The sequence below is a fragment of the Thauera sp. 28 genome, assembly GCF_000310145.2.
Taxonomy (GTDB): Bacteria; Pseudomonadota; Gammaproteobacteria; order Burkholderiales; family Rhodocyclaceae; genus Thauera; species Thauera mechernichensis.
The window spans coordinates 16270-42438 of sequence record NZ_AMXA01000010.1 but is presented as its reverse complement, the minus strand read 5'-3'; the positions used below and the strand labels follow the sequence as shown (position 1 = coordinate 42438).

General features: G+C 68.4%; 22 protein-coding genes and 1 riboswitch. Of the genes, 5 read left to right on the top strand and 17 right to left on the bottom strand.

Going from position 1 to position 26169, the window contains the following annotated elements; genetic code table 11:
• Positions 1-17 precede the first annotated feature (17 nt).
• On the top strand, positions 18-2810 hold the full coding sequence (locus C662_RS09350; RefSeq protein WP_002927868.1) for an AAA family ATPase: 2793 nt from the start codon (positions 18-20) through the stop codon (positions 2808-2810).
• Positions 2811-2890: 80 nt separating this feature from the next.
• Here the strand turns inward: C662_RS09350 and C662_RS09345 are convergent, their stop codons facing one another.
• From C662_RS09345 to C662_RS09325, 5 genes are all read right to left on the bottom strand, one after another.
• Positions 2891-3889, bottom strand: a complete 999-nt coding sequence (locus C662_RS09345) for an MBL fold metallo-hydrolase (RefSeq protein ID WP_002927865.1) — start codon at positions 3887-3889, stop codon at positions 2891-2893.
• Positions 3890-4187: 298 nt separating this feature from the next.
• Positions 4188-4973 carry a precorrin-6A synthase (deacetylating) gene (gene cobF, locus C662_RS09340; RefSeq protein WP_002927862.1) on the bottom strand — a complete coding sequence of 262 codons (786 nt, stop codon included), beginning with the start codon at positions 4971-4973 and terminating at the stop codon, positions 4188-4190.
• Entirely contained in the window at positions 4960-5784 is an 825-nt protein-coding gene (cobM, locus tag C662_RS09335) for a precorrin-4 C(11)-methyltransferase (RefSeq protein ID WP_002927859.1), read from the bottom strand. Before cobM ends, cobF begins: the two co-directional genes overlap by 14 nt.
• Positions 5781-6167, bottom strand: a complete 387-nt coding sequence (locus C662_RS09330) for a cobalamin biosynthesis protein (protein ID WP_002927856.1) — start codon at positions 6165-6167, stop codon at positions 5781-5783. Before C662_RS09330 ends, cobM begins: the two co-directional genes overlap by 4 nt.
• On the bottom strand, positions 6164-7384 hold the full coding sequence (locus tag C662_RS09325; RefSeq protein WP_002927855.1) for a bifunctional cobalt-precorrin-7 (C(5))-methyltransferase/cobalt-precorrin-6B (C(15))-methyltransferase: 1221 nt from the start codon (positions 7382-7384) through the stop codon (positions 6164-6166). Before C662_RS09325 ends, C662_RS09330 begins: the two co-directional genes overlap by 4 nt.
• Between C662_RS09325 and C662_RS09320 the strand changes: the two genes are divergently transcribed.
• Positions 7383-8192, top strand: a complete 810-nt coding sequence (locus C662_RS09320) for a cobalt-precorrin-6A reductase (protein ID WP_002927854.1) — start codon at positions 7383-7385, stop codon at positions 8190-8192. The genes C662_RS09325 and C662_RS09320 overlap by 2 nt on opposite strands.
• Here C662_RS09320 and cobJ read toward each other — a convergent pair.
• The 11 genes from cobJ to C662_RS09265 form a co-directional block, all read right to left on the bottom strand.
• Positions 8156-8917, bottom strand: coding sequence for a precorrin-3B C(17)-methyltransferase (gene cobJ, locus C662_RS09315; protein WP_002927853.1), 762 nt, complete (start codon positions 8915-8917; stop codon positions 8156-8158). The two genes, C662_RS09320 and cobJ, sit on opposite strands and share 37 nt — an antisense overlap.
• Positions 8914-9711, bottom strand: a complete 798-nt coding sequence (gene cobI / locus C662_RS09310; RefSeq protein ID WP_002927851.1) for a precorrin-2 C(20)-methyltransferase — start codon at positions 9709-9711, stop codon at positions 8914-8916. The genes cobJ and cobI overlap by 4 nt, the downstream gene beginning before the upstream one ends.
• Before the next feature lie 2 nt (positions 9712-9713).
• Entirely contained in the window at positions 9714-10343 is a 630-nt protein-coding gene (locus C662_RS09305) for a precorrin-8X methylmutase (protein ID WP_002927849.1), read from the bottom strand.
• A complete protein-coding gene (locus C662_RS09300; RefSeq protein ID WP_232431589.1) occupies positions 10343-11578 on the bottom strand; it encodes a cobalamin biosynthesis protein CobG in 1236 nt (411 codons plus the stop codon). Before C662_RS09300 ends, C662_RS09305 begins: the two co-directional genes overlap by 1 nt.
• Before the next feature lie 73 nt (positions 11579-11651).
• Entirely contained in the window at positions 11652-12332 is a 681-nt protein-coding gene (locus C662_RS09295) for an energy-coupling factor ABC transporter permease (protein WP_002927847.1), read from the bottom strand.
• Between the two features lie 42 nt (positions 12333-12374).
• Entirely contained in the window at positions 12375-12872 is a 498-nt protein-coding gene (locus C662_RS09290) for a vWA domain-containing protein (RefSeq protein WP_002927846.1), read from the bottom strand.
• A gap of 167 nt (positions 12873-13039) precedes the next feature.
• Entirely contained in the window at positions 13040-14059 is a 1020-nt protein-coding gene (locus C662_RS09285; RefSeq protein ID WP_002927845.1) for an ATP-binding protein, read from the bottom strand.
• The gene (gene cobN, locus C662_RS09280) at positions 14056-17826 is read right to left on the bottom strand and encodes a cobaltochelatase subunit CobN (RefSeq protein WP_002927844.1); all 3771 of its coding nucleotides are present in this window, start codon (positions 17824-17826) and stop codon (positions 14056-14058) included. Before cobN ends, C662_RS09285 begins: the two co-directional genes overlap by 4 nt.
• Before the next feature lies 1 nt (position 17827).
• Positions 17828-18904: a cobalamin biosynthesis protein CobW gene (gene cobW, locus C662_RS09275; protein ID WP_002927842.1), complete on the bottom strand. Its 1077-nt coding sequence runs from the start codon at positions 18902-18904 to the stop codon at positions 17828-17830.
• Between the two features lie 64 nt (positions 18905-18968).
• Positions 18969-19580, bottom strand: coding sequence for a cob(I)yrinic acid a,c-diamide adenosyltransferase (gene cobO, locus C662_RS09270; RefSeq protein WP_002927840.1), 612 nt, complete (start codon positions 19578-19580; stop codon positions 18969-18971).
• Positions 19581-19737: 157 nt separating this feature from the next.
• Positions 19738-19958: riboswitch (cobalamin riboswitch) on the bottom strand.
• A gap of 68 nt (positions 19959-20026) precedes the next feature.
• Entirely contained in the window at positions 20027-21814 is a 1788-nt protein-coding gene (locus tag C662_RS09265) for a methyl-accepting chemotaxis protein (RefSeq protein WP_002927838.1), read from the bottom strand.
• Positions 21815-22087: 273 nt separating this feature from the next.
• Here C662_RS09265 and lysS point away from each other — a divergent pair, with 273 nt between their 5' ends.
• The 3 genes from lysS to C662_RS09250 all read left to right on the top strand — a co-directional run bounded on the left by lysS (position 22088) and on the right by C662_RS09250 (position 25358).
• On the top strand, positions 22088-23587 hold the full coding sequence (lysS, locus tag C662_RS09260; protein ID WP_002927836.1) for a lysine--tRNA ligase: 1500 nt from the start codon (positions 22088-22090) through the stop codon (positions 23585-23587).
• Between the two features lie 96 nt (positions 23588-23683).
• On the top strand, positions 23684-24496 hold the full coding sequence (locus tag C662_RS09255; protein ID WP_002927834.1) for an undecaprenyl-diphosphate phosphatase: 813 nt from the start codon (positions 23684-23686) through the stop codon (positions 24494-24496).
• Position 24497: 1 nt separating this feature from the next.
• The gene (locus tag C662_RS09250) at positions 24498-25358 is read left to right on the top strand and encodes a putative RNA methyltransferase (RefSeq protein WP_002927829.1); all 861 of its coding nucleotides are present in this window, start codon (positions 24498-24500) and stop codon (positions 25356-25358) included.
• Here the strand turns inward: C662_RS09250 and C662_RS09245 are convergent.
• Positions 25334-26164, bottom strand: coding sequence for an ion transporter (locus C662_RS09245; protein WP_002927827.1), 831 nt, complete (start codon positions 26162-26164; stop codon positions 25334-25336). The genes C662_RS09250 and C662_RS09245 overlap by 25 nt on opposite strands.
• Positions 26165-26169: the final 5 nt, after the last annotated feature.

Below are 26169 nucleotides of genomic sequence, written 5' to 3'. Positions count from 1 at the left end.
CACCGCGACCCAGGCCCATGTTCCACATCAAGACCCTCGAGCTCGTCCACTGGGACTTCTGGCGGCGCTTCACCCTGCCGCTGGACGCCCAGATCATCACCATCGTCGGCCCCAACGGCTCGGGCAAGACCACGCTGCTCGACGCCCTGCGCACCCTGTTCGCACTGCGCTGCTCGGGCAAGCGCGACTTCCGCCGCTATGTGCGCCGCGCCGACCGCAGCTTCGCCTGGATCCGCGCCGTGGTCGCAAACCAGCCCGGCCACAGCGGCAAGCGCCCCTTCTTTCCCTGCCTGGCCGACGAGGTCACGCTCGCCTGCCGCATCCGCAAGGCTGGCGGCGAATGGATCCGCGACTACACCATCGTCGATGGCAACGTGCCCATCGAGGCGCTCGAACAGACCAATGACTGGGTCGGCCTGCGCGACTACCAGAACCGGCTGGCCTGGGGCGGCCTGACACCGGCCATCACCAAGGTGCTGGCGCTCGAACAGGGCGACACCGACAAGCTGTGCGAATACTCGCCCAAAGCGTTGCTGGAGCTCGTCTTCGACGTCTTCGGCGACAAGGAGGTGCTGGACAACTACCAGGCCGCACGCGAGGAGCAGAAGTCGGCCGAACGCGAACTCGACGAGCTCGGCATCGACCTCGACCGACTCAAGACCCAGGCTGAGGAGAAAAAGGCAGAGGCCAACCGCTTCCTGGAATGGAAGCAGCTCGCCGACGAAGTGCAGGCGCTGGAAGCCGAGATCGTCCCCCGACTCGAGATTGCCGAACTCGAGCGCGAGATCGCCAGCGAACGCGAAGCCCTGCAGCGCGTTGGCCGCGAGCGCGCCGAGAAGCTCGTCGAGCAGCGCGAATCGCGCCAGCGCCTCGAACTGGTGCGGTCCGAGCAGGAAGCCGTGCAGGCCGAGCGCAAGCGCCTCAGGGAGGCGGACAGCGCATCCGAGCAGCACTATCTCGCCGCCCACGACCGCGTGCGCGACCTGGAGAAACTGCTCGCCGAGCGCGACGTGCTGCGCGCCCAGCTCGCCAGCGAGCATGGCGCCGACGCGCTCGCGCTTGAGAAGGAGCACGAGGACGCCGACGCCGCGCTCGCCGGCCTGCGCCGCAAGGAACGCGAACTGCTCGCCGCCTTCGAGGACAAGACCGACACCCTGCGCGGCGAGCGCAACCGCGCCGGCCCGCCGGGCGACGCCGAGGTCGCGCGCTTCCGCGTCAAGCTGACAGCCGAAGGCATCGCCCATCGCAGCCTCGCCGAAGTGGTCGAAGTGACCGACCCGGCCTGGCAGGCTGCGCTCGAAGCCATCCTGCGTCCATACCGCCACCTCATCCTGCTCGAGCGCGAAGGCGACCGCCATGCCGCCTGGGCGATCGGCGAGCGCGAACGCTTCCGCCACTTCATCGTCGCCGAACGCGAGCACGCACCACCGCCGCGCGGCATGAGCTTGGCCGAAGTGGTCGAGTTCAGCGCCGCGGTGCCGCGCTGGCTCACCGATCTGCTCAACCGCATCCGCCGCGTCGACAATGCCGAGGCGGCACGCGACCTGCCGCGCGAGCAGGAATGGATCACCCGCGACGGCTACCACCGCGAGCGCCGCGGCGCCCGCCATCTCGGCCGGCCGCAGGAGTTCCACTTCGGCGAGCTCGCCCGCCAGTCGCGCATCGCCGCGCTGCAGGACGAGATCAGCGCGCTCGACAAACAGCTCCAGGCCCTGCGCCCCAAGCTCGACGCCGCCGCCGCGCGCCTCACCACCATCCGCCAGGGCCTGCTCGGCCTGCAGTCGGCACAACTGCTCGCCGCCCGCAGCGAGGCCTACGCCAGCGCCGAGGCCGAGCTGCCTGCCGCACGCAAGGCGCTCACCGAAGCCATCGCCGCACGCAGCGACACACGCGGCGAGATGGACCGTCTCTCGGACAAGCTCAACGGCATCCAGATCGAGCTCGAACGCCGCACCCGCGAGCTCAAGGCAGTCGATCTGCGCCTGGCGGACATCGCCCGCGAGCACGGCCCGCGCCGCCACGCCCAGGCCGAGCGCATCGTCAAGCTGCGCCACCGCCGGCACGGTATGGCCGCACACTGGTTGGAGCCCAACGAACTCGCCCTGCTTGCCGACAAGTACGGCGACGCACGCGGCGCGCGACTCCAGCTCGATCGCCTGCGCCGCCACCTCGACGAAGGCGACTGGATCACCGACCCTGCCGTACTGGTCGTGCGCGACCGCCTAGGCGCCGACGTCGCACTGCGCGAGCGCGACTACCTCAACCGCCAGGGCTACTGCACCACCGCACGCCTGCACACCGACAATGCGCGCGCCGCCTACATCGCCAAACTGCGCGCCACGGTGCGCCAGTACGCGAAGAACCTGAAGGCGCTCGGCGAACTCGCCAACGTCAACGTCGACTGCCCCACGCCGCACCTGGAAAACGACGACCTCTCGCTCGCCCAGGCCGGCCTGGAGGTGCGTTTCGACTTCGACCGCAAGGGCGCAGTGGGCCTCAACGACGGCGAGGCCTCGGGTGGCCAGCAGGTCATGAAGTCGCTGATCCTGCTCATCGGCCTGCTCATGGACGAAGCGCGCCCTGGCGGCTTCGTGTTCATCGACGAACCCTTCGCGCATCTGGACGTCGCCAACATCGACCGCGTCGGCACCTTCCTGCGTGCCACCCGTGCGCAGTACCTGATCACGACGCCGGTGACCCACAACGCCAACGTGTTCGCACCCGCGCAGCTCACGCTGGTGACGCGCAAGAAACAGCCGGCGAGCGACTGGGCGCCGCCGATCGGAATCCTGCAGCGCGCAGTAAACTAAGGAGCCTCCCTTACTGCCCGGTCGCCCAAACCCGAAGCCAGCAGAGCAGCCCTCATAGCGGGGAGCTCTGCTGGATGTGCTCAGCGCGTATCGCGGATCGGCCCGAACTCCGCCGGCACCCAGGCGAACCCTTCGGCCTCCGCGCGCATACGCCCCAACCCCGGGAATGGCAGATGCGCCCCGGCAATGCGCCAGCCCTCTTCGACCGCTCGGGCAAACACCGCACGCCGGGTACTGATCGCCGCGTCCTGGTCGGTGTCGAACTCCAGCGCCACTTCCGGATGGCGGAACTGCACCGAGTGGCTGTGCACGACGTCGCCCCACACCAGCAGCTTCTGACCGCCCGAATCGAATAGGTACGAGGTATGCCCCGGCGTATGCCCGGGGGTCGGTATCACCGTCACACCCGGCAACAGCGCGTCATTCCGCCCAAAGCTACGAAAGCGACCAGCGGCCTGGTAAGGCTCGACCGCCTGTCGTGCCATGGTAAAGAATGGTCGGTTGCCCTCCGGCGCCGCCTCCGCGACGGCTTCGCTCAGCCAGTAGTCGACATCCTCCTGTGCAGCCCACACGGTCGCATTCGGGAAGGCGACGCTGCCATCGGCACTCAGCAGGCCACACACATGGTCGGGATGGAGGTGGGTAAGCAGGACGGTATCCACCGCCTCCGGGGCGTAACCGGCGGCACGTATGTTGGCGACGACCTGTCCCAGGGTGGGACCGAAGCAGGCCGCCGAACCTGCATCGACCAGGATCAGACGCTCGCCGGTATGCACCAGGTAAGCGTTGACGGCCGTCTGCACGCCGTCAGTGTGTTCAAGGAACATGCGCGCCAGCAAGGACTGGATCTGCTCGACCCCCATGCCCTTGAGCAATCCGACATGCAGATCGACGAAGCCGTCGTACAAGGCGGTGACTTCGAAGCTGCCAAGCCCAAGGCGATAGTAGCCGGGCACCTGTGTCTTGATCTGGGCTGGAGGCGCGGCAAGAGCGCTCGCCCCGCCAAGCGGAACGCCGCTCAGCGGCGCAGCTGCGAACAAGGCGACGCCGAGTGCGATGCTGGCTGCCGCGCGGGCCAAGGTACCGCGTTGCGACCGCGCCGGTGCCGCTGCGCGGGCGAGGAAGAGGTGTTGAGGCCGCGGCGTACTGCCGTGCCGTGTTGCGGAGGGGGGTAAGACAATTCTTAGCTCCTTTGCATATCCTGGCGGGATTGCAAGCGTAACCCAGTCTCCATCTATTTGGGGACACGACAGACGGCAACCGGGCCGTAGTCGGCGCCGATGTCTGGGCTCCCCATTCGCCACGAGCCCACTCGTTCCCGCGAAGTCGAAAGAAGCAAGCCGCCCACACAGCACCGGCGTGCCGAAGGCTGGGCGCTCAGCCCCGACTGCGGCGGCGCAGCAGGTAGATATCCATGATCCAGCCGTGGCGGGCGCGCAGCTGCGCACGCAGGCGCACGATCTGGTCCGCGACCTCGCCGAGCGGGCCCGCGACCAGGGCCTGCTGCGCCATGCCGACGTAGGCACCCCACCAGATCTCGATGCCAGCGCCCTCCAGGGTCGTGAAGGCGCAGTTGCCATCGAGCATCACCGCCACGGTATCGGCGCCGACCGGCCAGCCCTGTTCGCGCAGGCGGCGGCCGGTTGTGATCATGACCGGGGCAGCGACGTCATTGAGCGGGATACGATGCGCCGCGGTGAGCACCTGAAGGCTGGTGATGCCGGGCACCACCGACACGTGCAGCGGGCGCTCGTGCTGCACGTGAGCGGCGATGCGCAGCGTGCTGTCGTAGAGCGAGGGGTCGCCCCATACCAGCAGCGCCACCTTGCCGCCGCCGGTTGGCAGGTGCACATCGATCTGACGCAGCCACTCTGCGGCGATCGCCTCGTGCCAGTCCGCCACCGCTGCCAGGTAATCGCCGTCTGCAGCGCGCTGCGGCAGGTCGAACTCGACGATCCGCACCGGCCCGTCGAGCACGCGGGCGCAGATATGGCGACGCAGGTCGAGCAGTTCGAGCTTGTCCTCGCCCTTGCGCGGCAGCAGGATCAACGCGGCCTGGTTGAGCGCCTCGATCGCCGCCAGTGTCAGGTGTGCCGGATTGCCGGTCCCGATGCCGACCAGCTGCAGCTCGAGCGCCGCGTCAACGTCCTCAACAGCCCGCATGCTGCCTCTCGCCCCGGCCTTCATCCGCCGGCGCTGCCGTCGGGCTGTTGGCAAGCGCCGACTGCGGCCGGAAGCGGCGTTCGTAGTCCGGCGCGTACAGCCGGCTCTCGTCGAAGCCCTCGGCTGCCAGCGCGGGGCCGACCAGGATCAGCGCGGTACGCTCCATGCCCTCATCCACGGCAGCAGCGATGCTCTCCAGCGTCGCACGCACGATACGCTGCTCCGGCCAGCTCGCCCGCCACACCACCGCCACCGGGCAGGCCGGGCCGTAGTGCGGCAGCAAGCTGGCGACGACACCTGCCAGGTTGTGGATCGAGAGGTGGATGGCCAGCGTGGCGCCGGTGGCGGCGAAATGGCCAAGGCTCTCGCTGGCCGGCATCGCGCTCGCACGCCCGGGCGTGCGCGTGAGGACCACCGACTGCGCAATCCCCGGCAGGGTCAGCTCGGTCCCCAGGCTGGCAGCCGCAGCCGCAAACGAAGGCACGCCTGGCGTCACCGTGTACGGGATGCCGAGCGCACGCAGCCTGCGCAACTGCTCGCCCATCGCCGACCACACCGACAGATCGCCAGAATGCAGGCGGGCAACGTCCTGCCCGCGCGCATGCGCGGCCTGCATCTCGGCCACGATGTCGTCGAGCGACAGCGGGGCGGTATTGATGATGCGCGCGCCCGGCGGGCAATGGCCGAGCACGGCCTCGGGAATCAGCGAGCCGGCGTACAGGCAGACCGGACATGCGGCAATGAGGTCGCGTCCGCGCAGGGTAAGCAGGTCGGGGGCGCCGGGTCCGGCGCCGATGAAGTGAATGGTCATGTCTGGGATCCTTGGGCGAGCGCACATGTGGCGCTGCGGTCGGGGGAAATGTGCCGCGCGACAAGCAAGCGCGATAGCGGTCCGGCCGTGGCCAGCGCCGCGGCCTCGGCGACACTGCCACAGCCGCGTACGGCGAGGATGCGAAGCGAGCGCGTCGGAGTATGCTGCCCGCGCAAGGCAACTTCATCGACACCGACGAGTCGGGCCCCGAGCGCATCAGCCAGCGGCTCGAGCATGGCAAGGCGGTCGAGCGGCGCCGCCAGCACATCGGGGCCCGGCAGACCGGGGCGGCGTGCACGCACCGTGACCAGTGCCGCGTCGAGCGCGGCCTGCAAGGCGGCAGCAGACGCCCCTGCCCGGCAGCCGAAGCCAGCGACGATCATCGGCAGGTGCTCCACTGCACGACCGGGTAGGCCGACTTCCAGCCCCGGCGACTGCCGAGCGCCGCCGCCTCGGCCAGCTCGATGCGCAGCAGCGTACCGCCATGGACAGCCTGCCACTGTGCGAGCAAGGCCTCCGACTCCAGGGTCACCGCGTTGCAGACCACGCGCGTGCCCGGCCGTAGCCTGGCCCACAAGGCCTCGAGCAACGCCGCCGACAGCCCGCCGCCAACGAATACGGCATCGGGCAAGGGCTGGCCATCGAGCACGGCCGGCGCGCGCCCCTCGATGACCTGCAGGCAGTCGACGCCAAGCGCGCATGCATTGCTGCGCGCGCGCTGCGCACGCCGCGGGTCGGCCTCGAAGGCTGTGGCCGCATTCGCAGGGTGGGCAAGCAGCCACTCGATCGAGATCGATCCCGACCCGGTGCCGATGTCCCACAAATGCTCGCCGGGCCGCGGCGCCAAGGCCGACAGGGTGAGCGCGCGCATCGGCCGCTTGGTGATCTGGCCGTCATGCTCGAACAAGCCATCAGGCAGGCCGCACGCGCGCGGCACCACATCGCGGGCCTCAGCCGCGGCCTCGATGCCCACCACCACGGGATGCGCCACATCGGCGAATGCGTAGCCTGCGGCAAGGGTGGTACGCGTGCGCTCACGCACGCCGCCGAGGGCTTCGAGCACATGCAGCGTGCTGGCACCAAAGCCTTGCGCCACCAGCCAGTGCGCCAGGCTGGCGACGGCCGCGCCATCGCGCAGGGTGACGAGCATGCGCAGCCTCGGCGCCAACTGCGCGCGCAGCCGGCCGAGCGGCGCCGCATGCAGGCCCACGCAGACGGTGCGCTCCAACGGCCAGCCCAGGCGAGCCGCAGCAAGGCTGAACACCGAAGGCGCAGGCAGCGCGGTCCACTCGCCAACGGCGAGATGGCGCGCAACCACGCTGCCGCCACCCAGGCAGAAGGGGTCGCCCGAGGCCAGCATCACCACCCGCCGGCCACGCAGCGCGAGCAGCCGCTCGATGCCGTCAGCAAACGGCACCGGCCACTCGATGCGTTCGGCATCGGGGCTGGCGACCGCGGGCACGAGGCCGAGATGGCGCTGCGCCCCGATCACGAACTCGGCACCGGCGAGCGCAGCGCGGCTTGCCTCGGCCAGCCCCGCCATGCCATCCTCGCCGACTCCGACGATGGTCAGCCACGCAGGGCTGCGCGATTCATCCATGCCCGATCTCCACCACAAGCCCCACTCCAGAGTCTCCCCCAAGCACGCTCCCAATGTCCTTGTCCTCGGCGGTACCACCGAGGCCGGCGCGCTCGCTCAAGCGCTTGCCGCAAGCGGCATACGGGCCTGTTACAGCTACGCCGGGCGCGTGCAGACGCCCCGCCCGCAGCCCCTGCCGACGCGCGTCGGCGGCTTCGGTGGCGTCGCCGGCCTGGTGCGCTACCTGGCGGACGAACGCATCACCCATCTCATTGACGCCACCCACCCCTTCGCCGCGCGCATGAGCGCCAATGCGATCGTTGCAGCCCGCCAGGCGGGCGTGCCGCTGATCGCCCTCACCCGCCCGGCATGGACCGCGCAGGCTGGAGACCGCTGGCAAACGGTCGCCGACATGCCGTCCGCCGTCGCTGCGCTTGGCGGTGCGCCCCGCCGGGTGCTGCTCGCGCTCGGCCGCATGCACCTGGCCGAGTTTGCCGCGCAGCCCCAGCATCATTACGTGCTGCGCCTGGTCGACCCGCCGGCCGCGCCGATCCCGCTGCCCGACCACCACGTGGTGGTCGACCGCGGTCCCTTCGATGTCGCCGGCGACCTCGCGCTGCTGCAGCGCCACCGTATCGAACTCGTCGTCAGCAAGAACGCCGGCGGCGAGGGCGCGAGCGCCAAGCTCGCCGCGGCGCGCCAACTCGGCGTGCCGGTGCTGATGGTGCAGCGCCCCGTCCTGCCCGCGCGCACAGAGGTGCACGAGGTGGACGCGGTACTCGCCTGGCTGGGTCACGGCGCTACCCTCGGGGTGGCGCGCGGGGTGTAGAGCAAGGCGCCGGCCGGACGCTGCAGCAGCCGCGTCAGGCTGGAGCCGATGATCACCACGGTGCGCATGTCGGCCATCTCGGCGTGCGCAGCGCCGAGCGGGACCACCTCGAGGCGCTCGTCCGGTGTGCTCACCGCGCGCGCGAAGAGAATCAGGCGATCGTCCGTGCACACCTCGCGCAACACCGCGAGCGTGCGCGCGAAGCCCTCGGGCCTCGACCGCGAGCGCGGGTTGTAGAGCGCGATGGCAAAGTCGGCCTCGACCGCAAGGCGCAGGCGGCGCTCGATCAGCGTCCACGGCTTGAGGTTGTCGGACAGGTTGATGGCGCAGAAGTCATGCCCAAGCGGGGCGCCGGCACGCGCACTGGCAGCCAGCATCGCAGTGATGCCGGGCAGCACCTGTACCTCGACATCGCCCCAGGCGGCCGGCCCATGCTCGAGCGCCTCGCACACCGCGGACGCCATGGCGAACACGCCAGGGTCGCCCGAGGACACGACCACCACCCCACGACCGGATGCGGCCAAGGCCAGCGCGTGCCGGGCGCGCGCCAGCTCCTCGCGATTGTCCGAGGCATGGCGGGCCTGGCCGGCGCGCACCGGCACCCGGTCCACATAGGGGAAGTAGCCCACCACGTCGCTGGCGGCCTCGAGGGCGGCGGCCACCTGCGGTGTCACCAGCGCCTGCCCGCCCGGGCCGAGCCCGGCGATTGCCAGCCAGCCGCTCATGGACGCCGCCCCTGGCCGTGGATGAGCAGGATCGAGAAATACGGCGTGGCATCGCTGGCGTCGCGCAGGTGCGTCACGCGCTCCTCGGGCATGGTCGCGTACTCGACCAGCCAGGCCTCGTCCTCGCGCCCGGCCGCAGCCACTGCGCGGCGCAGCTTGGGCAGGTTGCGTCCGACCTTCATCACCGCGAGCGCATCGGTGTCGCGGATACGGCGCGCGAGATCCTCCTCCGGCAGCGTGGCCATCAGCACGGTGAGCATGTCGTCGCCCCAGGTGATCGGCGTGCCACTCACCGTCCATGCCCCCGACATGCCGGTGATGCCCGGCACCACGCGCACCGGCACCACGCCCTGCAGACGTGCGTACAGGTGCATGAAGGAGCCGTAGAAGAAGGGATCGCCTTCGCACAGCACGACCACGTCCTCGCCGCTGCGGGCAATGGCGTGCAGGCGCTCGATGCATGCCGCGTAGAACTCGGCGAGCAAGGCGTTGTAGCGCGGGTCGCTGAAGGGGATCTCGGTCGTGACCGGGTACTCCATCGCAAACTCGACCACGTCGTCACGCAGCATACCCTCGACGATGCGCCGCGCACGCCCGGCACGCCCGGCCTTGCGGAAATACGCTACATGCCGAGTGCCGCGCACGAGACGGTCGGCGCGGACGCTCAGCAGGTCCTGCGCACCAGGCCCGAGGCCAACGCCATGGATGGTGCCTAGCGCGGTGGCCGCAGCCTGCGCGCCGCCCAGGGTGTCGGCCGGCACGCGTTCCATCACGGAAGGGGTGATCTTCAACATTGTTATTCCTTGCGACTCGCGAGCGCATTGACGGCCGCGACGGTGATCGCGCTGCCGCCCAGCCGGCCACGCACGATGCAGCTCGGCACTGGCAGTGCATCCCACAGCGCATCCTTGGACTCGACCGCGCCGACGAAGCCGACCGGACAGCCGATGATGGCCGCCGGGCGCGGGCAGGCGGTGTCCTCGAGCATGTTGAGCAGATGGAAGAGCGCGGTGGGCGCGTTACCGATGGCCACCACGGCGCCTTCCAGATGAGGCCGCCACAACTCCAGCGCAGCGGCCGAGCGGGTTGTTCTCATGGCCTGCGCCATGCCGGCCACGGCCGGATCGGACAGCGTGCACAGCACGACGTTGTCCGCCGGCAGGCGCGCACGGGTGATGCCCTCCGACACCATGCGTGCATCGCACAGGATCGGTGCCCCGCCGTCGAGTGCAGCCCGGGCACGGACGGCGAAGCCGGGCGAGAATTCGATGAACGGCGCGAGCCCGACCATGCCCGCAGCGTGAATCATGCGCACGGCCACCGGCTCCTCATCGGCATCGAAACGGCCGAGCTCGGCCTCGGCGCGGATCATGGCGAAGGACTGGCGGTAGATCGCCGCACCGTCGGTTTCGAATACATGGGGCATCAATGAACTCCAAGACGCTCGAGCACGGCAGCCGGGCTCAGCCCCGCCGCGTGCACGGGCTCGCCCGGACGGGCATCGAAGGCAAGATCGAAGGCCGTGCCGCGACCGGTCAGGCAGATGGCTGCAGGGCCCGCGTGTGCGCACCCCTTGGCGCAGCCGGAGACGTGGATCAGGCGCGGCGCATCCGCCAGTGCCGCAGGCAGAGACAGGCCACCCTGCGCAGCTGCTGCCGCCAGGCGCAGCGCGAGCGCGCGGGTGTCGACGCCCGCCTGCACGCAATACGGCGCGCCTGCGCAGGCTTCGACCTGCCAGCCGGCTGCCGCCAACGCGTCGCTGTCGGTACAGGCGCTGTCGAGCTTGTGAGAAACACCGGACCGGGCCGCCTCGAGCAGCAGCTGCCGCCAAGGCGTGATCCGCACGGCCTTGGCGCCGCTCGCGACCACGGCATCGGCCAGCGCAGCCGCATCGGCCTGGCCGAACGGCAGGCTGCATACCCACCCCAGCGGATGCGCGCCCGGGGCAAGGCGGGCTGCCGCAGCAGCAGGCAACAGCGCTCCGCAGGCCCAGGCTGGCAGGGGTGCCCGGTGGCGTACCATGCGCCCGGCGGCAGCGCCGCCACTTGCCGCGAACCAGTGAGCGAGGGCGATAAGTGCGTCAACCGCCGCATCTGCAGTGACCTCAACGCCTTGCACCCTCCCTGCGGCGCGCAGGATCAAGCCACCCTGTTCGCCACGCTCGATGCGGAAGTCGCCCGGGTCGCCGAGCAGCCGGGGCGCGTCGCCTGCATCGATCACGAAGCCGACCTTGGCCGGCAGGTCGGGGAGTTCATCCAGGCGCCCCGCCAACTCGATGGCAAGGCGCTCGGTGTCGTCGCCCGCCACCCAATCGGGCGCCACCAGCAGGTTCCGCCGCCCCTCCAGGCGAGCATCGGCGTCGAGCAGGCCGAGCTCGCCGAAGGCGTCGAGCAGCTGAGGCCAGGCCGCTTCGGGCACGCCGCGTACCTGCAGGTTGGCGCGGCTGGTAAGGTCAACCAGGCCGGCGCCATGCCTGCGAGCTGCCGCGCAGATGCCCAGGATCTGGTCGCGGGTGAAGCGGGCCAGCCGCGGACGCAGCCGCAGTACCAGGCCATCGCCCGACATCATCGGCCGCAGCGCGCCCGGGCACCAGCCCTGCACGCGCGGCGCAGCCATCGTCCCGACGCGGGCTCCTGCCAGCGCGGTCGCGTTATCTGTCATCTTCAGTCTGCCAGTTCAGAGGCGGCACGCCTCCAGCGCCGAATCGTCACGCCGCCGGAGGCTGTGCCCGAGCTCAGCGCGCGCCTTCGTACAGGCGCTTGTCGACAGCCATGCTGCCCTTGAGCTGATGAAGCGCCTTCGCCGCGGCGAGCACGCCAAGGTCAACGAGCGGCTCGAGCACGACCACCAGCATGTAGGCAGCACCAAAGCTGAACACATTGCTCAGGTTGTCCGCGCCCACGCCCTGGCCATAGAGCGCCCAGAACGCCACCCAGGCGACGATGCCGCCCTGGTAGGCCAGCGACAGCCTGAACACCTGGCCATAGCTCAGGTCCACGTAGGGCGTGTTCGCTGGGATGATGCGGCGTGCGAGCGCAGCGATGGCAAACAGCGGCACCAGCAAGGTGGTGACGTTCATCGTGTACTGCGGCAGGTCGTCGGGAGCGAAGAACAGCCCCTGGGCGAGCAGCCCGAGCGCCAGGCCGATCGCCGTGGGCGCCGCGCCGAAGAGCAGCAGCAGCGTAGAGCCAAGGATGAGGTGGACCTCGGAAACGCCGACTTCCTGCGTGGGCAGGATCTCGAAGAAGGCGAAGACCAGGACGGTGGCAAGCACGGCGCGCAGCATGATTGCCGCTGCCCCGTCACGCTTGACGGCATCCACGACGAGCTTGCCGGCAAAACCGATGGCCGCCGCAGCGGTGCCATAACTGAGCAGGATCTTGCTGCCCTCGACGATACCCGGTTCGATATGCATGATGTTTTCTCCTGATTCAGGCACGGGTGGTGGAACGAAACGTCAGCCGAGGGCCGACGCGAAAGCGGATGCGGACAGATGCTCCGCACCCCAAAGCTGCGCGAGCTGGCGCGCACGACCGAGGGCGAACGGCCCCTCGTCGAAATCGATGACGCTGCAGTGCGTGGCATGTAGCGGGCGCGGCGGCAGGCTGGCAAAGCGCACGTCCGACAGCAGCCAGAGATGGACTGTCTCGCCTGCCTGTGCGCGCCGACGCCTGGCGAGCATGCGATCGGCGAGCACCACCGCCGAAGCGGCGGGTGAGCCACCGCCGCCGGCGACGGGCGCGATCCAGCGCGTGTTGAAGGCGACCGCCTTGCGCGGCGGCTGCAGCACGCGCGCCGCAGTGCCCGAGAAGCCGATCACAGCGAGCGACTCGCGCCGCCGGTAGAGCTGAGCGGTCCACGCCAGCAGCAAACCCTTGGCGAGCGCCAGACGGCGCCCCTTCAGCATCGAGCCCGAGCAATCGAGCACCAGGCAGTGCAGGCACGCGCTGCCCACGGGGCGCGGTCGACGACGCAGGTGGGCAGGCTCGAGCGCGCCGACCCCCTTGGCGGCAAGGCTGCGCGGCCAGTCGATGCGGCCACCGGCAACGCGCCACCCGCGTGCGCGCCGCGGCGCGTTCGGCGCGCGTCCCGCAGCCCCCTTGCCGGGCGCTGCGAGACGCGTCAGGGCTTTTTTGCATTGAGCGGCCTCACGTTCTTGACTGCAGCAATGGGTACGTCCTGCGCAGGCAGCGCCCCCCAGTCCTCGCCGCTGGCGGGCGGCGGCTGATCAGTGGCCGGTGCAGGCGCCGGCGGCTGCGCTGCGCGCTCGGCGTCGTCCTGGCGTCGATGGGCGAGCACCAGTTCGGCGACCGCATCGACATCGGCGACCTCGATGCGCGTGCGACCCTCGAGCGCGGCGTGGGCGCGGGCCGCACGCAACATCACCAGATCGGCGCGGACCCCCTCCACTGCCGCGGCATGGCAGCGTGCCGCCACGGCAGCATGGGTCTGGTCGTCGAAGCCGATGGCCGGCAGCGCGGCACGCGCCGCGACGATACGTGCGCCGAGCATGCGCTGGGCTTCGTCATGGCTGGCGACGAAGCCCGCCGGATCGGCGTCGAAGGCGAGGCGGGCACGCACGATGGCCTCGCGCGCAGCCGGCGCCAGGGCGTTGCCGATACGCACGAAGAGGCCGAAGCGGTCGAGCAGTTGCGGCCTCAGCTCGCCCTCCTCCGGGTTCATCGTGCCAACGAGCGTGATGCGCGCCGGATGCACGTGGCTGATGCCGTCGCGCTCGACGTGATTGATGCCGCTCGCACACACGTCGAGCAGCAGATCCACCAAACCGTCGGCGAGCAGATTGACCTCGTCTACATAGAGCACGCCCTCGTGCGCGCGCGCCAGCAGGCCGGGACGGAAGCGTACTTCGCCGGCCTTGAGGGCAGCCTCGAGGTCGAGCGTACCCACCAGCTGTTCCTCACTTGCCGACAGTGGCAGATTGACGAAGCGCCCGCCCGGCAGCAGGGCTGCCAGCGCGCGTGCGGCGGTCGACTTGGCGATGCCGCGCGGCCCCTCCACCAGCACGCCGCCGATCAGCGGATCGACTGTAGACAGCAGCAAGGCCGTCTGCAGCGCAGACTGGCCATGTAGGGCGACGAAGGGAAAGGCCGGCGGCAGGCCGACGCTGGCACCAGGGCTCATCGTTCCTCCACACGCTGTTCGGCAGCGAGCAAGTGCTGCTCGACACGCCCACGGTAGTCGCCGGGCGACTGCCACAGGCCTCGGTCCATGGCTTCGAGCAGGCGCTCGCAGATGCCGGCGAGCGCTTCGGGGTTGTGGCGCTGGAGGAAGTCGCGGGCAGCGGCATCCTCCAGATAGGCGTCGGTGACACGGGCGTACTGGTCGTCGCGGACGACACGCGCGGTGGCATCGAAGGCAAACAGAAAGTCCACCGTCGCCGCCATCTCGAACGCGCCCTTGTAGCCGTGGCGCATCACGCTCTCGATCCACTTCGGGTTGGTCGCGCGACTGCGCACGACGCGGCTGATCTCCTCGGCAAGCGAGCGGATCGCCGGCGAGCCGGGGTTGCTGTGGTCGCCGAAGTACAGTGCCGGCTGCTTGCCCGAGAGGTGGCGTACCGCCGCGCTCATGCCGCCCTGGAACTGGTAGTAGTCATCGGAATCGAGCAGGTCATGCTCGCGGTTGTCCTGGTTCTGCATGACCAGGTCGATTCCGGCCAGCCGCTTCGCAAAGCTGTCGCTTGCGGGGGTGCCATAGTCGTCCTGGCCGTAGGCGTGCCCACCCCAGGTGAGGTAGGCGGCGGCCAGGTCGGCATCGCTATCCCAGTTACGGCCTTCGATCAGGCCCTGAAGTCCCGCACCATAGGCCCCGGGCTTGGCACCGAAGACACGGTGACCAGCCTGACGGCGAGCGTCGGCGGAGGCAAAACCGCGCCCCTCGAGCGCGCTCGCCTCGCCCAGGATGCGGGCGCGGATCGGGTTCACATCGGCGGGTTCGTCGAGCGCGGCGACCGCCTGCACCGCGGCATCGAACAGGCGGATGACGTTGGCAAAGGCGTCGCGGAAGAAGCCCGACACGCGCAGCGTGACGTCGATGCGCGGGCGGTCGAACAGCGACATCGGCAGGATCTCGAAGTCGCTCACGCGATGGCTGCCGTCGGCCCATTTCGGACGCACGCCGATGAGGGCGAAGGCCTGCGCAATGTCGTCACCACCGGTGCGCATGGTTGCCGTGCCCCACACCGACAGCCCGATGGCACGCGGAAAATCGCCATGCTCCTGCACATGGCGCTCGACCAGGCGCTCGGCCGAGCGCAGGCCCAGGGTCCAGCTAGTCTGGGTGGGTACGGCGCGGGTATCGACCGAATAGAAGTTGCGCCCGGTGGGCAACACGTCGGGCCGGCCGCGGGTCGGTGCCCCGCTCGGCCCGGCCGGCACGAAGCGCCCGCACAGGCCGCGCATGAGCTGGTACAGCTCCTGCTCGCCGCAGGCATCGAGACGCGGCTTGAGCTCGGCGTCGATGCGCGCAAGTACGGCACGCGTCGCCGGCCAGGCCATGTCGTCTGCAGCGGGCAGGCCGTGATCGAGCACCTGCAAGGCCAGCAATTCGAGACGTTCGCGCGTATCGCCGGTGGTGCGCCATGCGCCTGCATCCACTTGCGCCAGCGCCGCCGGGCGCGGCCCCTCCCAGGCTGCGGCCCAGTCGGCATCGAGCGGATCGAAGCCCGTACCGAGTTCGAGATCGGCTGCGAGCGCGCGCGTCAGCCCCTGGCGCGCGCCCTGCCCGTCGCCAGCGGGATGGCGTGCCAGGGCGAGCAGCGTGTCGCGGCGAAGGCGGCCGGTGGGCGAATGGCCGAACACGTGCAGGCCGTCGCGGATCTGCGCCTCCTTGAGTTCGCACAGGTAGGCGTCGGTGCGGTTGAGCAGCAGTTGCTCGTCCTCGGTCGTGGCCGGCGCGGCCAGGCCGAGGTCGCGGTGCAAGTCGTGGCGCAGGATGTGGTCGAGGATCTGGCGGCGCAGCAGGTCGGCGCGGCTGCGGTCGAGCATGACCGCCTCGTAGTACTCGTCGACCATGCGCTCGAGGTCGCGCGTCGGGCCGTAGCTCTCGGCACGCGTCAGCGGCGGCATCAGGTGGTCGATGATGACCGCCTGCGCACGGCGCTTGGCCTGGGTGCCCTCACCCGGATCATTGACGATGAAGGGATACAGGTGCGGCATCGGCCCGAACACCAGATCCGGCCAGCACGTCTCGGACAGCGCAACGCTCTTGCCCGGCAGCCATTCCAGGTTGCCGTGCTTGCCCACGTGCACGATGGCATCGCAGCGCCAGTGCGCGCGCAGCCACAGGTAGAAGGCAAGGTAATGATGCGGCGGCACGAGGTCGGGATCGTGGTAGCTCGCCATCGGGTCGAGCTGGTAGCCGCGCGCGGGCTGGATGCCAACGAAGACCTTGCCGCAGCGCAGGCCGGCGATCATGAAGCGCCCTTGACGCAGCATCGGGTCGGTTTCGGGCGCCCCCCAGCGCTGGACGATGGCCTCACGGCAGGCCGCCGGCAGGCACTCGAGGAAGCTCAGGTAGTCGGCCAGCGCCAGGCTCTGCTGCGCCGGTCGCAGCGTCCAGTTGTCGGGGTCGTTGGTGATGCCCGCGCGCAGCTGCGCCATCAGCGCCTCGCCGTCGGCAGGACGGTCGGACACCGCGTAGCCCTCGGCCTGCAGGCGATCGAGAATGGCGAGCACCGAGGCCGGGGTATCGAGGCCGACGCCGTTGCCCAGCCGGCCGTCGCGCACCGGGTAGTTGGCGAGGATGAGGGCAAGGCGCTTGTCAGCGTTGGCCAGGGTGCGCAACCGGCACCAGCGCTGCGCCAGTTCGGCCACGAAATCCATGCGCCCGGGCTCGGGGCGGTACTGCACGACATCGCTCTGCGTCGCCTCGCAGCGGTGGTCGAGCCCCTTGAAGCTGACCGCACGCGTGATGATGCGGCCGTCGACCTCGGGCATGGCGATGTGCATGGCGATGTCGCGCGGCGCCAGCCCGTGGGGGTCGGCGCGCCATAGTGCCTCGTTGCCGCCGGAGAGCACCAATTGCAGTACCGGCACGTCGCCCGCAAGCGCATGGTCGCCGGGCTCGTCGAGCGCGGCGCGCGAGAACGCGGTGGTGTTGAGGATGAGCGCTGCGCCCTGCTCGGTCGCCAGCGCACGCAGGCTGTCGATGCACTGCGGATCCTTGAGCGAGGTTACGGCGAGCGGCAGCGGATTCATGCCGCGCGCCTGCAAGGCGGCGCACAAGGCGGCGAAGGCGGCGGTGTTGCCGGCCTGCAGATGGGCACGGTAGAACAGCACGGGCACGCAGGGTGCACCGTCCTCCCAGTCGGCCTGCCAGTGCGCGAGCTCTCCGAAATCGTGCGCAGGATGGAAGACCGCCACCGCGGGCAAGGGGCGCGGCGGTTCGGGCACATCATCCAGGCCAAAGAACTGCGCACCGATGAAACGATAGAAATTGCGCGCATTCGCCGGCCCGCCCTCGCGCAGGTAGCGCCATAGCGTGCGTGCAAGCTCGACGTCGACACTGCCCTTCATGAGCAGGTTGGTGTCCTCGGTCGCGTCGCCCGAAAACATCACCAGCGCGATGCCATGTGCCCGGCACACCTGGCCAACCTGCTCGGTGCCGTAGGGCCAGTAGCTCTCACCGCCGAGATGGTCGATGACGACCACCCGCGCATGCTGCAGCACCTCGTCGAGGTAGAGGTCCACCGACGCAGGCTGACGCAGATGCAGGAGGTTGGCCAGGCGCACGCTCGGGAACCCCTCCCCGGGGCAGGCCGCGGCGAGCAGGGCCAGGGTTGTGTCGGCAGCGCTGAGGATGACGATGTCAGCCGGGTCCTGCGCGATGCGCGTGACCACCGAGTCGTCCTCCACGAAGCCTCCGGCCTGTGCCGCCAGCAGGTGCATGTCAGGCGGTCTCGACCGCTTCGGCAACGGCGAGCGCAGCCGCCAGAGCGCTGGCGTCGAGGTCCTCGCCGATCAGCACCAGGCGGGTACGCGGCGTCTCGTCCGCCAGCCAGCGCCGGTCGAAGTAGCTGTCGAAGCGCCGGCCGACGCCATGCACGACCAGGCGCATCGGCTTGCCCGGCAGGGCCACGAAGCCCTTGATGCGATAGATGGTGTGGGCCTGAACCAGATCATGGAGGATGGCAAGCAGGCGCTCGCGATCGACCGCGGGCAGCTCGACCGAGACCGACTGGAAGGCGTCGTGGTCATGGTCGTGGGCGTCGCCCTCTTCATGGTCGTGGTGGCTCGCACGCAGGTGGATGTTGTCCTCGGCGGCAGCGCCCAGGCCAAGGACGAGCTCGAGGTCGATACGCCCGTGCTCGCTCGCGACCACCTTCACTGCAGGTGGCAGTTCCTCGCGTACCAGGGCCTCGACGGTAGCGCGTGCCGTCTCGTCGGCAAGATCGGTCTTGGACAGGATCACCAGATCGGCTGCCGACAGCTGGTCCTCGAAAAGCTCGTGCAGCGGCGACTCGTGGTCGAGGTTGGCGTCGGCTCGGCGCTGCGCGTCCACCGCCTGCGGGTTGGCCGCGAACTGGCCGGCCGCGGCGGCGGGCACGTCCACCACGGTGATCACCGCGTCCACGGTGCAGGCGTTGCGGATCTCGGGCCAGTTGAAGGCCTGCACCAGCGGCTTGGGCAGGGCGAGGCCGGAGGTCTCGATGAGGATGTGGTCGATGTCGTCGCGGCGTGCGATGAGCTCGCGCATCACCGGGTAGAACTCCTCCTGAACGGTGCAGCACAGGCAACCGTTGGCCAGCTCATAGAGCTGGCCAGCACGCTCGCCTCCCTCATCCTCGCAGCCGATGCCGCAGCCGCGCAGGATCTCACCGTCGATGCCGAGTTCACCGAACTCGTTGACGATGACGGCGATTCGCCGCCCGCCCGCATGGGCGAGGATGTGGCGCAGCAGGGTCGTCTTGCCGCTGCCGAGGAAGCCGGTGACGATGGTGGCGGGGATCTTGGGGCGAATGCTCATCGGGATGCTCCGGGGGCGCGACGGTGTGATCGCAGGATGTGTGCGGCAGGCAAGCGCCAGGCGCTCAGAAGTCGATGCCGGCCTGGGCCTTCACCCCGGCCTTGAAGGCATGCTTGCGGTCGGCGATCTCGCTGACCGTGTCGGCCAGGTCGACGAGTTCGGGCTTGGCTGCGCGACCGGTAATGATCACGGTCTGCTTCGGCGGGCGCGCGCGCACCGCGGCGAGCACCTGTTCGGTGTCGAGGTAGTTGTACTTGAGCATGTAGGTGAGCTCGTCGAGCACGACGAGGCTCAGCGCCGGGTCGGCGAGCATGGCGACGGCCTGCGCCCAGGCTTCGTCGGCGGCGCGCTTGTCGGCGTCCCAGTTCTGCGTGTTCCAGGTGAAGCCGGTGGCCATCGCGTGGTAGCGCACGGCGCAGGCGCCCGGGTTGCGCTGCAGGAAGGCCACCTCGCCGGTAGCATGGGTGCCCTTGATGAACTGCACCACGCCCGCTTGCTGGCCATGGCCGAGTGCACGATAGAGGGTGCCGAAGGCGGAGGTCGTCTTGCCCTTGCCGTTGCCGGTGATCAGGATGACGATGCCGCGTTCTTCCTGCGCGCGCTCGATGGCCGCATCGACCACCTCCTTCTTGCGCTGCATGCGTTCATTGTGGCTGTGCTTCCTGTTCTCATCCATCGTTCCGCGCTCCAAGTCTTCCAAGGTGTAAGCGGAGGGCGAAACAATGGCGACAGCATGAACGCGTGCGATACCGCAGAGACTCGGATCGGGCAGGACGCGGGCGGATCATGGATCCGCTCAAGCAGTCGGCATTTGCCCGCACCCCGGGGCACTTACCTGTCTGATCGAGCGGGTCGGTCTTCTGGCTCACCTTCGTCCGGTTGCCATCGCCTTCCCGGAGCAGTGTGCTCCAGTGGCATTGATTGATGGCACCGTCAGGCTTACAGCAGCGGGGGCTGCGCCGGAATGGCGGGCCTATGGCCTCGCTTCACCGGACTTCCCGTTTCACACCCGGATGAGGACTCATCCAGGCGCTCCCGTTCGATACGGGGCGGACTATACGCCGCCGCAGTCCCACAGGGCAAGCCGTCTTGCTGCCGGCATGCCCCATGCGGGTATTCAGTTCAGTCGGCGATGAGGGATTCGGCAGGCACACCGACCCGCACATTGCCCCAGTGCCGGCCACCCACCATGATCGGCATGGCGATGTCGCACAGCACCTCGCCGGTGTCACGCAGATAGGTCTGCAACAACATCGACTCGGTATTGCGCGCCGCGCGCAGCTCGGGTGGGCGGTCGAACTTGCGGCAGGTACGGTTGCCGACCAGATCAGCCTCGTAATTGCCGGTCAACGGCTTGGAAAACTTGCTGTTGTGGGTCGACAGGTAGCTGTCGGTATTGACCGCCACGGCAAACGCTGCGCCTTGCGCGGCATTGAGGCTGCCGTCGAGGATGGCCTGGCAGCGGCGGGTGAACTCCTCGCCCCAGCTCACCTTGAACTTGGGCGGGTTGGTGCCGGCCATCGGCGTATAGCGACGATCGAAGACATCGACGTGGTTGGCCGCCATCTGCTCGAGCTGTTCCTGGATGCGGTCGCGGAAGATGCGGGTCTGGTCGACCACCTGGTCAAACGTCCCGCGGCCGATCTTGAAGCGCGACACCAGTTCCTGTACCGCCTCGGTCGCCTTGGTCAGCCCGACCGTTCGCTGCTCGCTGTCCTGCATCTGCTCGCCAACCTTGGCCGACAGCTGGTTGATGGCGGTGACACTCTCGTGCACGCGGGCATTGGTGCTGCTCAACGACTCCATCGCGCTGGCGATCTGGCTCAGCTGCTGTCCCGTGGCTTCGAACTCGCCGACCATGTGCTCGAACTGACGCGCAGAGCGCTCGACCACCGTCCGCGTATCCTGCACGTCGACATTGATGATCTCGTTCTCGCTGCGGGTGTTCGCCACCAGGCCCAGCATGCCATTGATGTTGCCCACGATCTCCTCGGTGGCCTTGTTGACGCGCTCGGCCAGCTTGCGCACCTCATCCGCGACCACGGCAAAGCCACGCCCCGCCTCGCCGGCACGCGCTGCCTCGATCGCGGCATTGAGCGCCAGCAGATTGGTCTGGTCTGCGATCTCGCGAATCAGCACGGCGATCTGCTTGACACTCTCCGAACGCGTGGACAGGTCGTCCACCGTGGTGTTGAACCTGAGCACCTTGTCGCTGACGGTGTTGATCTTGCCCGCAATCTCCTGCATCTCGACCAGCGAGTCACGCGCAATGGCAAGGTTGGCGTTGGTCGAGTCGGTGATCTGGTGCGCACTGTGGGAGACGTCATCAATCGCCGCGGTGGAGGCGGTGCTGGTTTCGAAAACCTGAGTGGTCATGCGCTCCTGCTCGCGCGCGCCTGCGGCCGACTCCTCGATGCGCAGCTTGACCTGCACGGCCTCGCGCGCAATCTTCACGCTCATGTTCCGCACTTCGCCGATGATCTCGCGCATGCGGTCGGCAAAGCGGTTGTAACCGAGGGCCAGGTCGCGGAGTTCGTCATGACTGCTCACCGGCAGGTTGCGCGAGAAGTCACCTTCGCCGCGCGCGATCTCTTCGAACACGCCACAGATGGCGCGCACCGGACGCACGATCAGGTGGCGCATGTAGAGGATGTGTCCGACCGTCATCACCAGTGCAAGGGCGCTCAGGAAGACCGCAATGACGAAGCCCTTGTCCAGCATCGCCGTAATGCCGGCCGCTGCCTCGGGCCCTCGTGCAATGAGACGCTCGATCTCGGCCGACTGCCACCAGAACAGGACGAGGTAGCAGAGGTTCAGCAGCGGCAGCAACAGGAAGCTGCTGAGCTTCTTGGTCAGAGAGTTCCAGAACGTCTTTTCGACGGATTCGTATAGCTCGCGGAAACTGCTCATTTCCTGGTTCCTGGGACGAATAGGATCGGTGATACCACTATCGGAGTGCAGAGCACGCACTTTAGGGCGGTTCGCGAAATATTTCCGAGAAACAATGCACGCCCCGTTGCCGCGCCACCGTCACCCCGCGGCTGCCCCCTCCCTCTGGCAGAAGGGGATGGCAACGCTGCCCTGCCGCAATTGCCCTGCCCCCCCTCCGCCTGCGACAATCACGCCTTTGCCGCTGGCACCGCGCCGGCGCCCACGAATTTCCATCCGACCCGAATCCACACCATGTCCGACCAGACGAACACCCCGCCGCAGGACGAAAACCACCTGATCGCCGAGCGTCGCGAGAAACTCGCTGCCTGGCGCCAGAGCGGCCGTGCCTTCCCCAACGACTTCTCACGCGAGAACACCGCCGGCAAGCTCGACGAGCTGTATGGCGAGAAAGACGCCGAGGCGCTGGAAGCCATGCCGGTCGAGGTCAAGGTGGCCGGCCGCATCATGTTGAAGCGCGTGATGGGCAAGGCGAGCTTCGTCACCATCCAGGACCTGTCGGGCCGCATCCAGCTCTACGTGCAGCGCGACGGCGTGGGCGAGGACGTGTATGCACAGTTCAAGACCTGGGACATCGGCGACATCGTCGGCTGCGTCGGCACGGTGTTCAAGACCAAGACCGGCGAACTGTCGGTCAAGGCCAGCGAGATCCGCCTGCTCACCAAGAGCCTGCGTCCGCTGCCGGACAAGTTCCACGGCCTTACCGACGTCGAGCAGAAGTACCGCCAACGCTATGTCGACCTCATCATGAGCGAGCAGTCGCGCTTCACCTTCGTGGCGCGCAGCCGCATGGTGCAGTCGATCCGCAACTACATGACAGGCCACGGCTTCCTCGAGGTCGAGACGCCGATGATGCACCCGATCCCGGGTGGCGCCGCAGCCAAGCCCTTCACCACCCACCACAATGCGCTCGACATGGAGCTGTTCCTGCGCATCGCGCCCGAGCTCTACCTCAAGCGCCTGGTGGTGGGCGGCTTCGAGAAGGTGTTCGAGGTCAACCGCAACTTCCGCAACGAAGGCCTCAGCCCGCGCCACAACCCCGAATTCACCATGATGGAGTTCTACGAGGCGTACGCGAACTACAAGACGCTGATGGACTTCACCGAAGGCCTGATCCGCCACGCCGCACGCGAGGCGCTGGGCACCGAATCCTTCGTGTACCAGGGGCGTGAGCTCGACCTCTCCAAGCCCTTCCACCGCCTCACCATCGTCGAGGCAATTCGCAAGTACCACCCGGGCTTCACGCTGGAGCAGCTGGCGGACGCGGCGTGGCTCAAGCAGAAGATCAAGGACTTCGGCGAAAAGGTGAAGCCGGGCGGCCTGGGCAGCCTGCAGCTGCAGCTTTTCGAAGCCTGTGCCGAAGCCGAACTGTGGGAGCCGACCTTCATCATCGACTACCCGGTCGAGGTTTCGCCGCTGGCACGCGCCTCCGACACCGACCCCGAGATCACCGAGCGCTTCGAGCTCTTCATCGTCGGCCGCGAGATCGCCAACGGCTTCTCCGAGCTCAACGACCCCGAGGACCAGGCCGCGCGCTTCCGTGCGCAGGTCGAGGCCAAGGAGGCCGGCGACGAGGAAGCCATGTATTTCGACGCCGACTACATCCGCGCGCTCGAGTACGGCTTGCCCCCGACCGGCGGCTGCGGCATCGGCATCGACCGCCTGGTGATGCTGCTCACCGACTCGCCGTCAATCCGCGACGTCATCCTCTTCCCGCAAATGCGCATGGAATGAGCGACTGAGCACGCATCACGCCCGATCGCGTGCAGGCGCCACGGCACCTTGCCGTGAGCGCCGCACTCCCGTACACACCACCGGTAAGGGCCCCCGATGGATTTCATCCAGATCGTCATCCTTGCAATCCTCCAGGGCCTCACTGAATTCCTGCCCATCTCCAGTTCGGCGCACCTGATCCTGTTCCCAAGGCTCGCTGGCTGGGACGACCAGGGTCTTGCCTTCGACGTCGCCGTGCACCTGGGCACTCTGGTTGCGGTGGTGTGGTACTTCCGCGACGAAATCACCGCCATGACGAAGGATTGGGCCGCATCGCTCGTCCGCAGGCAGCGCGTCGGCGACAGCCGCCTGGCTTGGGCAGTCATCCTCGGCACCATCCCGGTCGGACTCGCCGGACTGCTGTTCAAGGGCTTCATCGAGCAGGCGCTGCGCTCACCGCTGGTCATCGCGTGGACCACGATCGGCTTCGGCCTGCTGCTCTGGGTCGCCGACCTGCATGGCCGCAAGGTCGCCCAGCCTCGCAGCGAACATGCGCTTTCCCGCCGCGACATCCTGCTCATCGGCTGCGCACAGGCCCTGGCGCTCATCCCCGGTACCTCGCGCTCAGGGGTCACGATGACCGCTGGGCTTCTGCTCGGACTGTCACGCTCGGGGGCTGCGCGCTTCTCCTTCCTGCTGTCGATTCCGGTGATCGTCCTCGCCGGTGGCCTGAGTGCGCTCGACCTTGTCCGGGAAGAACATGCCGTGGACTGGTCGGCAATGGCCTGGGGGGTGGTGCTGTCGGCAATCAGTGCCTACCTGTGCATCCACGTCTTTCTGAAGTTGCTCGACCGCATCGGCATGTTGCCCTTCGTGATCTATCGGCTCGCGCTGGGCGGCTTGCTGCTGGTGCTTTTCTGGGGGCACTGATGTGAGCTTCGCCCGCGCGCCCTTCACTGCGCTCGCCTGCCCACTTGATGGCGCACCGCTGCAGCACGGGGGCGCTTGCTGGCGTTGCGAGGCGGGCCACAGCTTCGACATCGCAAGCCAGGGCTACATCAACCTGCTGCCGGTGCAACACAAGCGCTCGAAGGACCCCGGCGACAGCAAGGAGATGGTCGCTGCACGGCGGCGATTCCTCGAGGCCGGCCACTACCGTCCCATCGCCGATGCAGTCGCCGCCGCACTGATCGAGCTTGGCGCTGCGCACACCGACGAGCTTGCCTGCCTGGACGCGGGCTGTGGCGAGGGCTACTACCTGCGCTGCGTAGCGGAATCCGTCGGCGAGGCCCACAACCTGAGTCTCGTCGGCCTCGACATCTCGAAATGGGCAGTGCTGGCCGCCGCGCGGCGGGATCCCCACACGTGCTGGATCGTGGGCAGCAATGCCCGGTTGCCGATCCTGCCGGGCACGCTCGATGCCGTGCTGTGCCTTTTCGGCTTCCCGGTGCATGCCGAGTTCGCGCGCGTTCTCAGGCCCGGCGGCATACTGCTGCAACTCGACACCGGCCCGAGCCACCTGCTCGCGCTGCGCGAGATCATCTACCCGAGTATCAAGCCCGAGCGCATGCTCGACGATGCGCCACCTGCAGGCTTCGAGCTGATCGAGCAACGCCGCCTGGCCTTCGACTTCGAGCTCGAAGGCGCTGCACTCATCGCCGACTTGCTGACAATGACTCCGCACCTCTACCGCACCAGCCCCGCCGGGCGCGAACGCGCAGCGGCGCTCACGCGACTCGCGCTTGGCGCCGAAGTGCGCCTGCGCGCCTACAGGCGGCTCGCCAGCGCCTGATCGCCGCTTGCCGGAGCAGCACCGCCGCGCTCGGCGCGCAACTCGGCGAGTTCCGTGCGCAAGGCCTTCAGCTCCGCCATCACCAGCTCATGCTCGGTTACCACCAGTTCGCGGGTCTCCTCCTGCTCGGCATGATCGCTGGTATTCATCGCGTCCACAACGATGGCAATGAACAGGTTGAGGACCGCGAAAGTGGTGGTCAGGATGAAGACGACGAAGAACAGCCATGCAAGCGGATGCACCTCCATCACCGGGCGCACGATCCCCATCGACCATGACTCCAGCGTCATCACCTGGAACAGGGTGTAGAAGGACGCTCCGATGCTGCCGAACCACTCCGGAAAGTCGGTTGCAAAGAGCTTGGTCGCCATCACCGCGGCCACGTAGAACACCAGCAGCAGCAGCGTCAGCACGGAACTCATGCCAGGGATCGCGCGCAGCAGCGCATTGACCACCTTGCGCATCGACGGCACCACCGAGATCAGGCGCAGCGCGCGCAGGATGCGCAGCGCACGCAGCACCGACACGCCCTCGCCCACCGGCAGCAGCGTGACGCCCACGATCAGGAAATCGAACACGTTCCAGCCGCTGCGGAAGAAATTGTGCCGATACACGACCAGCTTGAGCACGATCTCGAGCACGAAGATGGCGAGCGCGACACGGTCCAGCATGACCAGCGCACTACCGGCCGCTGCCATCACGGTGGGCGAGGTCTCCAGGCCGAGTGTGATCGCATTGATGACGATCACCGCGATGATGAATTTCTGGAATCGGGAAGATTCGACGAGCGCTTTGAGTGCGGACATGGCGT

Bases quoted from the DNA above. Each gene is read 5' to 3' on its own strand.
- C662_RS09350 (WP_002927868.1), top strand. From the start codon at position 18: ATGTTCCACATCAAGACCCTCGAGCTCGTCCACTGGGACTTCTGGCGG.
- cobF (WP_002927862.1), bottom strand. From the start codon at position 4,973: ATGCGGGCTGTTGAGGACGTTGACGCGGCGCTCGAGCTGCAGCTGGTC.
- cobM (WP_002927859.1), bottom strand. From the start codon at position 5,784: ATGACCATTCACTTCATCGGCGCCGGACCCGGCGCCCCCGACCTGCTT.
- C662_RS09330 (WP_002927856.1), bottom strand. From the start codon at position 6,167: ATGATCGTCGCTGGCTTCGGCTGCCGGGCAGGGGCGTCTGCTGCCGCC.
- C662_RS09320 (WP_002927854.1), top strand. From the start codon at position 7,383: ATGCCCGATCTCCACCACAAGCCCCACTCCAGAGTCTCCCCCAAGCAC.
- C662_RS09325 (WP_002927855.1), bottom strand. From the start codon at position 7,384: ATGGATGAATCGCGCAGCCCTGCGTGGCTGACCATCGTCGGAGTCGGC.
- cobJ (WP_002927853.1), bottom strand. From the start codon at position 8,917: ATGAGCGGCTGGCTGGCAATCGCCGGGCTCGGCCCGGGCGGGCAGGCG.
- cobI (WP_002927851.1), bottom strand. From the start codon at position 9,711: ATGTTGAAGATCACCCCTTCCGTGATGGAACGCGTGCCGGCCGACACC.
- C662_RS09305 (WP_002927849.1), bottom strand. From the start codon at position 10,343: ATGCCCCATGTATTCGAAACCGACGGTGCGGCGATCTACCGCCAGTCC.
- C662_RS09300 (WP_232431589.1), bottom strand. From the start codon at position 11,578: ATGACAGATAACGCGACCGCGCTGGCAGGAGCCCGCGTCGGGACGATG.
- C662_RS09295 (WP_002927847.1), bottom strand. From the start codon at position 12,332: ATGCATATCGAACCGGGTATCGTCGAGGGCAGCAAGATCCTGCTCAGT.
- C662_RS09285 (WP_002927845.1), bottom strand. From the start codon at position 14,059: ATGAGCCCTGGTGCCAGCGTCGGCCTGCCGCCGGCCTTTCCCTTCGTC.
- cobN (WP_002927844.1), bottom strand. From the start codon at position 17,826: ATGCACCTGCTGGCGGCACAGGCCGGAGGCTTCGTGGAGGACGACTCG.
- cobW (WP_002927842.1), bottom strand. From the start codon at position 18,904: ATGAGCATTCGCCCCAAGATCCCCGCCACCATCGTCACCGGCTTCCTC.
- cobO (WP_002927840.1), bottom strand. From the start codon at position 19,580: ATGGATGAGAACAGGAAGCACAGCCACAATGAACGCATGCAGCGCAAG.
- C662_RS09265 (WP_002927838.1), bottom strand. From the start codon at position 21,814: ATGAGCAGTTTCCGCGAGCTATACGAATCCGTCGAAAAGACGTTCTGG.
- lysS (WP_002927836.1), top strand. From the start codon at position 22,088: ATGTCCGACCAGACGAACACCCCGCCGCAGGACGAAAACCACCTGATC.
- C662_RS09255 (WP_002927834.1), top strand. From the start codon at position 23,684: ATGGATTTCATCCAGATCGTCATCCTTGCAATCCTCCAGGGCCTCACT.
- C662_RS09245 (WP_002927827.1), bottom strand. From the start codon at position 26,164: ATGTCCGCACTCAAAGCGCTCGTCGAATCTTCCCGATTCCAGAAATTC.